The sequence below is a fragment of the Mucilaginibacter sp. MD40 genome (genome assembly GCF_002288635.1).
Classification (GTDB): Bacteria; Bacteroidota; Bacteroidia; order Sphingobacteriales; family Sphingobacteriaceae; genus Mucilaginibacter.
The window spans coordinates 3,174,384-3,187,905 of sequence record NZ_NRSW01000001.1 but is presented as its reverse complement, the minus strand read 5'-3'; the positions used below and the strand labels follow the sequence as shown (position 1 = coordinate 3,187,905).

General features: G+C 44.6%; 11 protein-coding genes. 7 read left to right on the top strand and 4 right to left on the bottom strand.

Annotated features, from left to right (window positions below):
* Window positions 1–30: 30 nt before the first annotated feature.
* From CKK33_RS14320 to CKK33_RS14310, 3 genes are all read left to right on the top strand, one after another.
* On the top strand, window positions 31–1,179 hold the full coding sequence (locus CKK33_RS14320; protein WP_095704759.1) for an efflux RND transporter periplasmic adaptor subunit: 1,149 nt from the start codon (window positions 31–33) through the stop codon (window positions 1,177–1,179).
* 69 nt (window positions 1,180–1,248) lie between these two features.
* Window positions 1,249–4,428 (top strand): efflux RND transporter permease subunit, encoded by a 3,180-nt coding sequence (locus CKK33_RS14315; RefSeq protein ID WP_095704758.1) that lies wholly within the window; start codon window positions 1,249–1,251, stop codon window positions 4,426–4,428.
* Between the two features lie 382 nt (window positions 4,429–4,810).
* Window positions 4,811–5,389, top strand: a complete 579-nt coding sequence (locus CKK33_RS14310) for a hypothetical protein (protein ID WP_095704757.1) — start codon at window positions 4,811–4,813, stop codon at window positions 5,387–5,389.
* 106 nt (window positions 5,390–5,495) lie between these two features.
* Here CKK33_RS14310 and CKK33_RS14305 read toward each other — a convergent pair whose 3' ends face one another.
* A complete protein-coding gene (locus tag CKK33_RS14305) occupies window positions 5,496–6,689 on the bottom strand; it encodes a pyridoxal phosphate-dependent aminotransferase (protein WP_198952475.1) in 1,194 nt (397 codons plus the stop codon).
* Window positions 6,690–6,875: 186 nt separating this feature from the next.
* Between CKK33_RS14305 and CKK33_RS14300 the strand changes: the two genes are divergently transcribed.
* The 4 genes from CKK33_RS14300 to CKK33_RS14285 are packed head-to-tail and all read left to right on the top strand — an operon-like array spanning window position 6,876 to window position 10,166.
* Window positions 6,876–7,853, top strand: a complete 978-nt coding sequence (locus CKK33_RS14300) for a cation diffusion facilitator family transporter (protein WP_095704756.1) — start codon at window positions 6,876–6,878, stop codon at window positions 7,851–7,853.
* Window positions 7,843–8,292 carry an NUDIX domain-containing protein gene (locus CKK33_RS14295; RefSeq protein ID WP_095704755.1) on the top strand — a complete coding sequence of 150 codons (450 nt, stop codon included), beginning with the start codon at window positions 7,843–7,845 and terminating at the stop codon, window positions 8,290–8,292. Before CKK33_RS14300 ends, CKK33_RS14295 begins: the two co-directional genes overlap by 11 nt.
* Window positions 8,289–9,554, top strand: a complete 1,266-nt coding sequence (bioA, locus tag CKK33_RS14290) for an adenosylmethionine--8-amino-7-oxononanoate transaminase (protein WP_095704754.1) — start codon at window positions 8,289–8,291, stop codon at window positions 9,552–9,554. Before CKK33_RS14295 ends, bioA begins: the two co-directional genes overlap by 4 nt.
* A 3-nt stretch (window positions 9,555–9,557) precedes the next feature.
* Entirely contained in the window at window positions 9,558–10,166 is a 609-nt protein-coding gene (locus tag CKK33_RS14285) for a hypothetical protein (protein ID WP_095704753.1), read from the top strand.
* A 103-nt stretch (window positions 10,167–10,269) separates the two neighbouring features.
* Here the strand turns inward: CKK33_RS14285 and CKK33_RS14280 are convergent, their stop codons facing one another.
* From CKK33_RS14280 to CKK33_RS14265, 3 genes are all read right to left on the bottom strand, one after another.
* Window positions 10,270–10,914 (bottom strand): DUF4412 domain-containing protein, encoded by a 645-nt coding sequence (locus tag CKK33_RS14280; RefSeq protein WP_095704752.1) that lies wholly within the window; start codon window positions 10,912–10,914, stop codon window positions 10,270–10,272.
* Between the two features lie 290 nt (window positions 10,915–11,204).
* A complete protein-coding gene (locus CKK33_RS14270) occupies window positions 11,205–13,064 on the bottom strand; it encodes a ComEC/Rec2 family competence protein (protein WP_095704750.1) in 1,860 nt (619 codons plus the stop codon).
* Window positions 13,065–13,125: 61 nt separating this feature from the next.
* Window positions 13,126–13,461: a MerR family transcriptional regulator gene (locus CKK33_RS14265; RefSeq protein ID WP_095704749.1), complete on the bottom strand. Its 336-nt coding sequence runs from the start codon at window positions 13,459–13,461 to the stop codon at window positions 13,126–13,128.
* Window positions 13,462–13,522 lie beyond the last annotated feature (61 nt).

The window sequence follows — 13,522 nt, the reverse complement described above, 5'->3', positions numbered from 1 at the left end:
CTCACACGCATAACGAGACAATATATCATAATGAAAAATAGATACTTATACTGCATTGGAACACTGGCAATATTGTCGGTAGCCGCCTGTAAGAGTAAATCTGACAAGCAAAATGCAGCGCCGCCGCCAACATCCGTAAATGTTATAGAAGCTAAAAAGGCCGACGCGCTTTATTACGATGACTACCAGGGTACCGTTGTAGCCCTTAACACTACAGAACTGCGTAGCCAGGTATCGGGCTTTATTACCGGCATATTTTTCAAAGAAGGCAGCATAGTGCAAAAAGGCGCTCCTTTGTATGAGATTGACAGGCGTAAATATGAGGCCGCTTACCAGCAGGCCAAAGCTAACCTGCTAAGCGCCAAAGCTAACCTGGTAAAAGCGCAAAAGGATATTGACCGTTATAATATGCTGCTGAAAAGCGACGCGGTTGCCCGCCAAACGGTTGACCAGGCTTCGGCTACTTACCAAACCGCCCAAAGCCAGGTAGCAGTAGCACAAGCGGGTGTAGCCTCAGCCGCTACAGATCTTTCTTATGCCACTATCAGGGCGCCTTTTACGGGCCGCATCGGTATATCACAGGTTAAGTTGGGCGCGCAGGTTACTCCGGGCACTACGCTGTTAAACACCATCTCGGCAGATAGCCCTATGGGCGTTGATGTAGTAATTAACGAGCAGGATATTAACCGCTTTTATAAACTGCAAAAAACCACTAATGATACCACCTTCAGGCTGCAACTACCCGATGGTTCTGTATATAACCAGCCCGGCAAAATTTACGCTATTGACCGCGGGGTGAGCGACCAGACAGGTACCATTAAGGTAAGGGTACAATTCCCTAACCCAACCGACCAGTTGCGTGATGGTATGAGCTGTGTATTGCATGTGTTAAATAACGACTCGGGCGATCGTATACAGATCCCTTACAAATCTATTACCGAGCAAATGGGTGAGTTTTTTGTGTTTATCGCTAAAGATACCATAGCCGAGCAGCGCAAGGTAAAGCTTGGCCCACGCGTACAAAGCAACGTGGTGATCATGAGCGGTATTGAACCCGGCGAGCAGGTAATTACCGAAGGTTTCCAGCGCTTGCGCGACAAGGGCCGTATAACCTTAGGAGCACCCGGTGCCGCAGGCCAGGGTGGCGCGGGCGGCAAGCAGGGCGCTCAGGGTAAATAATTTTGATAACAAAGTAAACAAGTAATGCAGCGGATGAAGAATCCGTAACACTACCGAAAAGAAAGAGCAATGATCGCAGATACTTTTATACGAAGGCCGGTTACCGCTATAGTAATATCATTAGTGATACTTATTGTGGGTACGCTGGCCATCAGCAACCTCCCTATAGCGCAGTACCCGGATATTACACCGCCAACGGTACAAATAACAGGTAACTACACCGGCGCAGACGCGCTCACTGTAGAGCAAACGGTAGCCACACCTGTAGAGGTACAGGTGAACGGTACACCGGGCATGACCTACCTGCAAAGTAACAGTACAGGTAACGGCCAGATGAGCATGACCGTGAACTTTGAGGTGGGTACCGATATTAATATAGCCGCCCTTGATGTGCAAAACCGCGTGGGTATTGCCCAGCCTACTTTGCCGCAGGAGGTACAACGCCTGGGTTTGGTGGTACGTAAACGTAACCCCAGTATCCTGATGCTGGTAGCCATGTATTCGCCTCAGGGCAGCCACAACGTAACTTTTGTTGATAACTATACCAACGTATTTATTAAGGACGCCCTTTTGCGTACCAAAGGTGTGGGCGACGTGTTTACCCGTGCCGATGATTTTAGTATGCGTATTTGGCTTAAGCCCGATAAACTGGCCGCGCTGGGTATTACCGCTACAGATGTTACCGGCGCATTGCAGGAGCAGAACGCGCAGGTAGCGGCGGGTACGGTAGGTGCCACACCACAGATGAAAGGCCAGACTTTTGAATATACCGTATTGGTGAAAGGCCGTTTGGTTGATAAATCGGAGTTTGAGGATATTGTAATTAAAACCATCCCATCTACAGGCGAGATCGTACACCTAAAAGACGTTGCACGTGTAGAATTAGGTAAGTTCAATTACTCAGGTAACTCGTTTGTTGATGGCAAACGTGCATCGTACCTGTTGATCTACCAGGCACCGGGCAGTAACGCGCTGGAAACTGCCGATAATGTGGTAGCTACCATGAACGAGCTTAAAAAGGCTTTCCCTGCTGATATTGACTATGTAGTGCCTTTTGAATCTGTAACCGTAGTAAAAGTTTCATTACATGAGGTGATAGAAACGCTGGTTATAGCTTTATTATTGGTAACGGTAGTTGTTTTCCTATTCCTGCAAAACTGGCGAACTACCCTTATCCCGGTACTGGCTATCCCGGTATCTATTGTGGGTACGTTTATTTTCTTTATCCCGTTGGGCTTCACCATTAACACTTTAACGCTGTTTGGTTTCGTACTGGCTATTGGTATTGTGGTGGATGATGCTATTGTGGTGGTAGAGGCCGTGCAGCACTACATGGATGAGAAAGGTATGTCGCCGAAGGAGGCTACCGAACATGCCATGCGTGATATATCGGCCCCGGTTATCGCTATCGCGTTGATCCTTGCCGCGGTATTTGTGCCGGTAGGTTTTGTGCCGGGCATTGTAGGCCGTTTGTACCAGCAGTTTGCTATTACCATTGCTATATCGGTATTGATATCGGCCTTCATCGCGCTATCGCTTACGCCGGCGCTGTGTACGCTGTTGTTACGCCCGCATAAGATTGATGAGCATTCGGGAGGCTTAAACAAATTCTTCTATAAGTTTAACGTATGGTTTGATAAGATCACCGGACGCTATAAAGGCGCGGTTGATAAGGGGATCAAGCATTCCAAGTTCATGATTACCATACTCATCGTCATTATCGGGGTAACCATATTACTTTTTAAAGGTAAGCCATCAGGTTTCCTTCCGCTGGAAGATGAAGGACGTATATATGTAACTTATGATTTGCCCGAAGGTTCTTCAACAGAACGTACTGTTACGGTGCTTGATTCCATGATGAAGATACTGAAAGGTGTACCTGCGATAAATCACTTCGCGGCATTGGGCGGCTTAAACGCGGTGAACTTTGCCACCAAATCAAACAGTGCTACCATATTTGTGCAGTTGAAACCCTGGGATGAGCGTACAGACGTGAAAGACCAAAAGGATTCGGTAATTGCTACATTGCAAAAGCGCTTGTCGAAATTTAAGGAAGCTAATGTAATTGTAATTTCTCCGCCGGCCATACCCGGTTTAGGTAATACTGGCGGTTTCTCGTTTATCTTACAGGAACGTGAAGCTGGCGGCGATATTAAAAACTTTGAAAAAACGCTGCAAAACTTTGTGGCCGAATTGGGCAAACGTAAAGAAATATCGAGGCCGTTCTCCTTCTTTACCGCCCATACACCTGCTTACCAATTAACGGTTGACAGAGAAAAGGCCAAAAAGCTCGGGGTAAAAATATCTGATGTAAACAGCGCTCTGCAAACCTACATGGGTAGTACCTATATTAATGATTTCACGGTATATGGCCGTAACTTTAGGGTGGTAGCGCAGGCAGATACAAATTATCGTACCAATATCCAGAATATAGGGCAATACTTTGTAAAGAACCAGGCTGGCGAAATGGTACCATTAAGTACGCTTACCAGTTACAAAATGATCGAGAACGCGCCGCTGATATCGCATTACAACCTGTTCCGTAGCGCGGAGATCAATGGTAACGCGGCGCCGGGATATAGCAGCGGCGATGCTATCAAAGCCTTGCAGGAGGTAGCGGCTCAATCCTTACCTCAAGGTTATGGCTACGAGTTTTCGGGCCTTTCACGTGAGGAGATCTTATCGGGCTCAAAAACCGTTTACATCTTCCTGTTATCAATTGGTTTCGTATTCCTGTTCCTGGCGGCGTTGTATGAGAGCTGGTCGGTACCGTTCTCGGTATTACTTGCCGTGCCGCTTGGCGCATTCGGCGCGATATTATTCCTGACGTTTAAGCCGGGGCTCACCAACAATGTTTACGCGCAGATCGGTTTAATCACTCTTATTGGTCTCGCGGCTAAGAATGCTATCCTGATTGTAGAGTTTGCCAAAGAACGTGTAGATAGGGGGATGGAATTGGAAAAGGCCACGCTTGAAGCCGTAAGGCTGCGCTTACGCCCGATCATCATGACGTCGCTGGCGTTTATATTGGGTGTATTCCCGCTGGTAATTGCTTCGGGTGCCGGTGCGCAGGCAAGGCAAACCATTGGCTGGACGGTGTTTGGCGGTATGCTCGCGGCAACATCGTTAGCCATATTTATTGTACCGGTGTTGTTCTACATCATTACCAAAATGGCTTACGGCAAGGAAAAACTGGCCGAGTTGGAGAAAAACTACAAACCCGACCCGGAAACTGATCCGCAAGCTTAACATCAATTAATAAGAATAAAAAATGCCCTCTATAAACGGAGGGCATTTTTTGTTTGCACCTATGGGTATGGCATGAAAAACAAATGAAAATCGAGGTTATTAAACCAGCGAGTATATATAGCACTATACAGCAATTCTATTTAAGTATACAGATAACTGAGGTTGACAGGCCGTCTGAAGTTGATATGAAAACTATATGTTTTAATTGTTAAAAAATGGTAAACTAAATTGATTTTCAGTATATAAACTACTTATACAGGTGTTTAAATTAACATTTAATAGGGTAAATTGTTGTATGGTTTTACAGGCAATTGTGCCGTGTTGGCAACATATTTGTTTATGGGGGTGTATCACAATTAGTTTAAATGTAAAAACAACGACAATGAAAAAAATGACTAAAGTTATAGCCGCAGCCTTTACAGCCGCCGCTTTATTTATCGGATCAAACGCAGCAAATGCACAAACTACCCCTAAAAGCGTATGGCGCTTTGGTATCGGTGTGGATGGTATGGCACCAGTAGGCCGTTTCCATGATGTGTCTAACTTCGGTTTGGGTATCACTCCAAGGTTACAATATGGTGTTTCTGACAATCTTGCTTTAACATTAACCTCTGGTTACTACAACTTCTTCGGCAAAAATATTAATGCCGCTGGTGACGTTAACTCAGGTTACGAATCAAAATCATTCGGTGTAGTACCGGTTAAATTAGGTTTGAAAGCCTTTGTATCACAAAACATTTATTTAGCAGGTGAACTGGGTGCCGGTTTTGAAACCAGCCACTATGGTGATTATGATGGCCGTGTAGGTGAAATACCTAAACAAACTAAATTAATTGCTTCTCCAGGTATCGGTTGGGCAAACAAATCATGGGATATTGGTGCCCGTTATGAAAACTTCTCTGGACAGAGCAGAAATTACGGTACAGTAGGTTTACGTGTTGCTTACGGCTTCGGTTTGTAATAAATACGATAACCATAAACAAGAAAGCCTTTCCATTACGGAAAGGCTTTCTTGTTTATATCAGATTTTAAACTATGCAGCATCCCAAAGCTTGCGATGCATAAGTTTAAGCTAATTTTGCCAGGGCCGCTTTAATTCTTTTTAAAGCTTCTACCAGTTTGTCTTCGGCAGCGGCATAAGAGATACGGATAGACTTTTTATCGCCGAATGAATCACCACCTACGGTAGCCACGTGTGCTTCTTCTAAAAGAAATATAGACAGTTCATCGGCATCTTTGATCGTCTTACCATTATAGCTTTTGCCGAAGAATGAAGTAACGTTAGGGAAGAAGTAAAAAGCGCCATCCGGCAGGTTCACCTCAACACCCGGGATATCTTTCAGCAGGCCGTAAACCAGGTCGCGGCGTTTCTGGAACTCATCGCGCATTTGATGTACGGTTTCCAGGCCGCCTTCATAAGCCGCTATACCCGCTTTTTGGGTAATAGAGCAAGTACCCGAAGTGATCTGACCCTGCATTTTATCGCAAGCGGCTGCAATTTCGCTATTTGACGCGGTGTAGCCAATTCTCCAGCCGGTCATGGCGAAAGCCTTAGACCAACCATTGATGATCACCACGCGGTCTTTTATACTGTCAAACTGAGCTATTGATTCGTGGCCACCAATAAAGTTGATGTGCTCGTAGATCTCATCGCTCAGGATATACACATGAGGATGTTTCTCAAAAACTTTCGCCAAACCCTCCAACTCATCTTTACTGTACACGCTACCGGTAGGGTTACACGGCGATGAGAACATGAATAATTTAGTTTTAGGTGTTATAGCCGCCTCCAACTGCTCTGGCGTAATTTTAAAATTGGTTTCAACAGTAGTATCAATAAACACGCTTACACCTTCGGCAAGTTTAACCACCTCGGAGTAGGATACCCAGTACGGTGTCGGGATGATCACTTCTTCACCGGGATTAACCAAACAAAGCACCGCGTTGGCAATAGCCTGTTTAGCGCCGGTTGAAACTACAATTTGCGTATCAGTATAATCCAGGTTGTTCTCATCCTTCAGCTTCTTTACAACGGCCTTGCGCAGGTCTGGGTAACCGGCAACGGGGGTGTAGTAAGTAAAGTTCTTATCCATGGCGGTCTTGGCTGCATCCTTCACATACTCGGGGGTATGAAAATCGGGTTCACCAAAGCTAAGGCTGATCACATCTACACCTTTAGCGGCCAATTCGCGGCCCATTTTTGCCATTTTAATGGTTTGAGATTCTGACAGGTTGTTGATCCTGTTACTTAATGCGCTCATATTATTTATGTTAGTGCGACAAATATAGAAAAATCATTTTTCCGCAATCAAAGTGGGGTTATTATTATCAAATTCATAATTTAATACCTGCCTGTAACTACACAAAACATTTGGGGTGATTTTTAAATTATAGAAAGGGCGGGGCGCAATTTTATGTAAGTTTGCCCCTCAATTTAAAAGCAGGTTTTGAAACAGCAAAAGCGCATCATCCTTGTATCGTTGGTTACCGGCATCGTTTTGATGGTGCTAAAGTTCAGCGCCTATCTTTTAACCAATTCCAACTTTGTTTTAACCGATGCAGCCGAGAGTATAGTAAACGTGGTAGCCAGTGGTTTCGCGTTTTACAGTATCTACCTGGCTTCGATGCCGCGCGATGAGAACCACCCTTACGGGCATGGCAAGGTAGAGTTCTTTTCGGTATTTATTGAAGGTATATTAATTGGTGTAGCGGGGATTATTATCATCCTCAAATCGGCCTACAGCTTTTTCAACCCCGAGCAGATACACGACCTGTTATTGGGCGCTGTCATCATCGGTACCACGGGCCTCATTAACGGTTTGCTGGGCTATTACATGGTACAAAAGGGTAAATCCATCCCATCCATTACCATAGAGGCCGATGGGCGGCATTTATTAACAGATACCGTTACCAGCGCCGGTTTGGTGGTAGGTTTGCTGCTCATCTATTTTACCAAAATACTTTGGCTGGATAGCGCCTTATCTATTTTAGTAGGTATATATATCGTAATAACTGGTTACAAACTGGTGCGCCGTTCGGTAGCCGGTTTAATGGACGAAACCGATTTTGACGTAGTTAGCGACGTGGTAAAGCTATTGAGTCAACAACGCCATGAGGAATGGATCGATATTCATAACCTGCGCGCGCAAAAATACGGGCATGAGTTACATATCGATTGCCACCTTACATTACCCAATTACTTCGACCTTAACCGCGTGCATGATGAGGTGAAACTGGTGGATAAACTAATTAATGAGAAAGCCGGTATCCGTACCGAGTTTTTTATCCATACCGACCCATGCTTGCCGGATTGCTGCCACTATTGCAGTATGCCCAATTGCCCCATCCGCAGCGAAGCGAAACGGGAGGAAATACCATGGACTTTAGAGAATGTAATGCGGAACAAAAAGCACTATGAGCAGTAAAGGATTTTTTAACGTACGCGTTTACGGCTTGCTTATTAACAATAACAATGAGTTGCTGATAAGCGATGAGCAGGAGCAGGGCATGCGTTTTACCAAACTGCCGGGTGGAGGTTTGGAGTATGGCGAAGGACTGATCGAGGGCCTTAAACGCGAATTTTTGGAAGAGTGTAATACCGAGATCGAAGTAACAGATCATTTTTACACGACCGATTTCTTTGTAAAATCGGCTTTTAACGATTCACAGATCATTAGTGTTTATTATATGGTGAGGGCGGTAGCAGATCTTCGCTTTAGCACTAAAACCCATATTTTTGACTTTGATGGCGAAGGTGACGTTCTACAATCTTTCCGCTGGATAAAACTGAGTGACCTTAAGGTTGAAGACTTTACTTTCCCGATAGACCAACACGTAGCAGAACTATTAATTAAAAGCGCATGAGTTTATCAGAACGCGATCTGCGGGTGATTTGGCACCCGTATACACAAATGCAAACTGCACAACCGCCTATAGGTATAGTAAGAGGTGAGGGTACCTGTGTTTTTGATGAGGATGGCAAACGTTATATTGATGCCGTATCATCCTGGTGGGTAAACATACATGGCCATTCGCATCCTTATATTGCGCAGAAGGTGGCCGAACAGTTGTTAAAGCTCGAACATGTGATATTTGCCGGTTTCACCCATCCCGGCGCGGTGGAACTTGCCGAGCGTTTATTAGCCATATTGCCCGGTAATCAGAAAAAAGCTTTTTACTCTGATAACGGTTCTACCGCTATTGAAGTGGCTATAAAAATGTGCCTGCAATACTGGCACAACAAAGGCGAACAGCGCACTAAAATACTGGCTTTTAAAAACGCCTATCATGGCGATACCTTCGGGGCCATGTCGGTAAGTGGGAGGAGCGCTTTTACCGCGGCTTTTGATAGTTTATTATTTGAGGTAGAGTTTATCGACCTACCAACCGATGATAACATCGAAAATCTAAAATCGCAAATCTCCGATCTAAAATCACAACTGGCTTGCTTTATATTCGAGCCGCTGGTGCAGGGATCTGCCGGGATGATCATGTATGAAGCCCGCCATCTGGAGGCTTTAATGGCGCATTGCAAGGGGGAAGGGGTATTGCTGATAGATGATGAGGTATTTACCGGTTTCGGCCGTACGGGTAAACCATTTGCCTGTAACCATGTGCAAACGCAGCCGGACATTATGTGCTTCTCAAAAGGGCTTACCGGCGGCACTATGGCTTTCGGGCTCACCACCTGTACGCAGCAGATATATGATGCCTTTTTATCTGACGATAAAATGAAGACGCTTTTTCACGGGCATTCCTACACTGCTAACCCGGTGGCATGCGCCGCATCGCTGGCAAGTTTAGATCTATTTCTTGATCCTGCTACGCAACAAAGTATTGACAGGATAGTAGCCAGGCACCGGGCATTTGCCGAAAAAATAAAAGGTCACCAACGCATTGCTAACTATCGCCAAACGGGTACCATATTGGCGCTGGAATGGCAGACGGGCGGCAATACCTCTTATTTCAGTGGTTTGCGCGATAAGCTTTACCATTTCTTTCTGGATAAGGGTATTATTCTTCGTCCGCTGGGCAATATCGTGTACATTTTACCTCCGTATTGCATTACTGATGCCGAACTGGATTACATTTACAGCGCCATTGAAGAGGCGCTTGATACAATTTAAATTATGGAATTAGCTACAATATTACCTAAGATAATAGCCGATAACCAATTACATGCACGCTGGTTAAATACGCTGTCGCTGATGGAGAATACCGGCGCGCGTAAAATATCGGCCAGTGAAGACACTGTTAATGTTACTTACATCATTTTAAAACATGCTGCGGAAGAACATCGCCATGCTTTTTATCTGAAAAAGCAAATAGAAAAAGCCGCGCCCGGGAATTGCCCAACCTATGCGCCGCAATTTTTGATAGCGCCTGCTCATAGCAAGAATTATTTGAACCAGCTGGATATTGATGTGTGTCGCTACCTTAAAAAGGAGATGAACTTGAGCGGTGCCGAATTACGTTTCGCGGCTTATTTGCTGGTTACCTATGCCATAGAGGTACGTGCCGATGAGTTATACCCGGTTTACCAGCAGGCACTGGATAACGCGGGCAGCAAGGTAAATGTAAAATCCATTATCCTGGAAGAAGAAGGCCACCTGGAAGAAATGATCAACCAGTTGAAACAATTTTCGCCCGATTGGCAGCACCACGCGCAAAAAGCTGTTGAAATGGAAAGCGCTTTATTTAACAAGTGGGTACTCGGCCTGGGTAAAGAGGTAAATTAACCTATTTAATTTTAAACGCGTTGTTTATCGCAGATGAGGGACGTTTCTTAACAGAAAAAGCCACGCATTTGCGTGGCTTTTTCTGTTAAGTGTAAACTATTAATTAGTTACCGCCGCTCATGGCTTTGAGGTCATCAAGCGAAATTTTATCAAAATCAGCAGGGATGCCAAAAGTACCCGCAGGAACTTTTTGCTCTACAATGCTTTTTACGGTTACCTCTGCAGATTGTCCGTTTTGGAAGGTAGCGTATTGGATAGGTACACCGCCCGCGTTCGCGTAAACTTTAGCGCCGCCAATTTGTGGCAGGGAAATATCATTAGTTACCCAGATATCATAGGTTTTGCCATTCTTAGTGTCTTTAGCGGTAACTTTTTTGCAGTTAAAGCCATTGATCACTTTAGTCTCAGTACCCGGGGTAAATTGGAATACAGGTAATTTAGCCTGTTGTTCTTCAATTTCGGCAGGGGTAGCAATAGCCGCTTTTTTAATAGACGCTACGGGTACATCAACCAAAATAGCCATTGATTTGGCATCTTTATCGGTCAATACTTTAATAGCAGCAGGGCCTGAATTAAAAGCGGTAGCGCTTGAGTCTGAACGGAAATACGTTTTTATCTCAATGTTCTGGCCCATCATGTTTGATGAGATGGTCATAACGCCCTCTTTATAAGCTTTTTGAGCGCTTGCATTAAATGCTGTTGCAGAAAGCACTACGCCCAATGCAGCTGTGAATAATTTACTCTTCATGATTTTATTTTAATGATTACAATTTAGTGTGTAATTAAATATGCGCAAAATTTTTTTATCAAATATGCTTATTTAACATTAATTAGATATTAATAGCAATGCTTTGTTACGGTTTAGGATATAAATTTTATGGCTCACAGCCTTGGCTTTTTCTGTATAGGCGTTACTATTGTTAGCAGAAACGATCAACGGCAAATGTGAAACCGAACTATCCATCCAAACATTATCGCTGAGGTAGGCATAATTAATACCCGTATCGCTACCGATAGACTTAAACCGGCTGCTATCGTTTAACAGCAAGAATTTTTAGTGCCAAAGGCTACCAGAGCATCTTTCTTTAACAGGTAGGGGTTATGCACATCAGCGGTAAAGGGCAGCAGCCGGTAATCTTCTATCTGCATACTATCCAGGCAGGGTTGTACGGAATAAGAAAAGGCTTTATCGGCTGGTTGCATATTGGTGATCACCACACCCTTTTCGCCGTGCTTAAATACTATGGCTTGCTGTTTACGCGCGTTCAGAAATATCACCATGTTTTTGTTATCAGCATTTATCTTTCTGACAGAAAAACTGGTAAACAATAATAAGCAGCCAATTGCTGTAGCTATAAAAGCCCTTTTATTCTTGCTGTATAAAAAATAGGCAACCATTAGTACAATGCAGCTGAGTAATACCAGCTCCATAGGGGTGATCCATACTTTGTTAATACTCGCGAAAGGCAGTTGCTCAACAAAGGCGAGCATTCTATTCATCATCAGGATACTTTTTTCCAGCAGCCATCCCAGCGCTTGAGATACCCAGGGCCATTGTGGCAGCACAAGCAGCAATAGCCCGGCATACATGATAAGGCCTACCGGTAGCACAATTAGCAGGTTACTTACTATAAAATAAGCCGGAAATTGGTGAAAGTAATATAAACTGAGCGGAAAAGTAAAGGCTTGCGCGGCAACAGATACGGAACAGGCCAGCCATAATTTATCCAGCCATTTATTCCTGATACTCAAAAGGCCATATATAACAGGTTGCAGAATTAAAATACCGGCCACGGCCAAATAGGATAATTGGAAGCCAACATCGGTGAGCAAATAGGGATCATACAGCAGTAGCACGAAAGCCGATACAGCTAAAAGGTTTAGGCTGTTTAGCTGGCGGCTGTAGGTTTTGCCTGCAATAATGAGCGTGATCATTACAGCGGCGCGGCATACGGCAGGCGAAAGGCCGGTGAGTACCGCGTAGGCCCATATCACCATAAGGATAATAACAGCTTTGAATACGCGTGTTTGTTTATTGGGTAAAAAGCCCAGTATATACACCAACAGGCCAAGCAGTATGGCCACATGGCCGCCAGATACGGAGAGGATATGTATAGTGCCCGTTTTAGCGTAAGTTTGCATAACATCGGCGCTCAGATCGGCCTTGTAGCCCAATATTAGGGTAGAGGCTACAGCCATCGCAGTTGTATCCTTCATGTTATGGCGAAGTTTATCTACCAGTTGCTGTCGGGTTTGCAGCGCGTAGCTGATCAGCTGGTTGCCTTTACCGGAACCTAACACCCGGTATTGGCCGGGGTATAAATAGGCCTGTTGATGAATATGCTTATTGGCGAGATATTGCTTGTAATTAAACTCTCCTAGGTTAAAAGGAGGGTCGGGGGCCGAATAATTTGCAGGTATCAGCAATTGTTCGCCGTAAAACAGGTTGGTAGCAAGCTTATCCTTAACGGCTATGAGCATCGTACCGGTTGTGTGATGATAGGCTTTTCCATCATAAGCGCTAACTATATCAGCGGTAAAGCGGGTGACTTCACTTTTAACTGAGGGTTCGGAGTTGATATTGACCAACAGGTATTTGGCCTGCTGCCTGCTGAAATGGTCGGCATGGTTAAGTTCGTTCCTGCTCAGCGTAAATAACAAGCCGGTAAGGAATAAGATAGGTATGATAAGCAAAGTGCCTATCCAACGGTAATGATAAAGCCGTAATGTTTGATAAGCAATGTTAAGTGCTATAAATACAGTTGCCAGTAAAGCCAGTAAAATACCAACCCAGGTGTACGGCTGTTCATAGGCATTCCAAATGCCACAAGCAATGCCGGCTATAAACGGTAAAAGCAATAAAACAACAGGTATTTCGCCCCGGTGCCTGTTTATCATAATTATCCGGCGTTTGGATAAGGTTTATACGCTGGCTTAAAAATAGGATTTATTTGAGTGATTACAACTCGTCGCGTACCTCGAGCAGGAACCTTTTAAGGTTCTCGAGCGAGTCTATCACCCGCTGGTTATCCCGCGTATTGCCGGAGTCGTTCTTTAAGTGGTCCTTGGCGCCTTGCAGTGTGTAGCCTTTATCGCGAATGAGGTGAAAAATGATCTTGAGGTTCTCAATATCTTCGGGGGTAAAATAGCGGTTACCTTTTTTGTTCTTTTTTGGGGTAAGTACATCAAACTCCTTTTCGTAAAAACGTATCAGCGACTGGTTAACGTCAAACATGGAAGCCACCTCGCCCATGGTGTAGTACATTTTACTGATCTCGCGTTCTTTGTAAGGCATAGTTGCAAATGTATATTTTTTAATTGTTGAAGGGAAGAAGCAAAGTACTAAAAACACCCAA

Coding starts and splice junctions, on each gene's coding strand:
- CKK33_RS14320 (WP_095704759.1), top strand. CDS start 31: ATGAAAAATAGATACTTATACTGCATTGGAACACTGGCAATATTGTCG.
- CKK33_RS14315 (WP_095704758.1), top strand. CDS start 1,249: ATGATCGCAGATACTTTTATACGAAGGCCGGTTACCGCTATAGTAATA.
- CKK33_RS14310 (WP_095704757.1), top strand. CDS start 4,811: ATGAAAAAAATGACTAAAGTTATAGCCGCAGCCTTTACAGCCGCCGCT.
- CKK33_RS14305 (WP_198952475.1), bottom strand. CDS start 6,689: ATGAGCGCATTAAGTAACAGGATCAACAACCTGTCAGAATCTCAAACC.
- CKK33_RS14295 (WP_095704755.1), top strand. CDS start 7,843: ATGAGCAGTAAAGGATTTTTTAACGTACGCGTTTACGGCTTGCTTATT.
- bioA (WP_095704754.1), top strand. CDS start 8,289: ATGAGTTTATCAGAACGCGATCTGCGGGTGATTTGGCACCCGTATACA.
- CKK33_RS14285 (WP_095704753.1), top strand. CDS start 9,558: ATGGAATTAGCTACAATATTACCTAAGATAATAGCCGATAACCAATTA.
- CKK33_RS14280 (WP_095704752.1), bottom strand. CDS start 10,914: ATGAAGAGTAAATTATTCACAGCTGCATTGGGCGTAGTGCTTTCTGCA.
- CKK33_RS14270 (WP_095704750.1), bottom strand. CDS start 13,064: ATGATAAACAGGCACCGGGGCGAAATACCTGTTGTTTTATTGCTTTTA.
- CKK33_RS14265 (WP_095704749.1), bottom strand. CDS start 13,461: ATGCCTTACAAAGAACGCGAGATCAGTAAAATGTACTACACCATGGGC.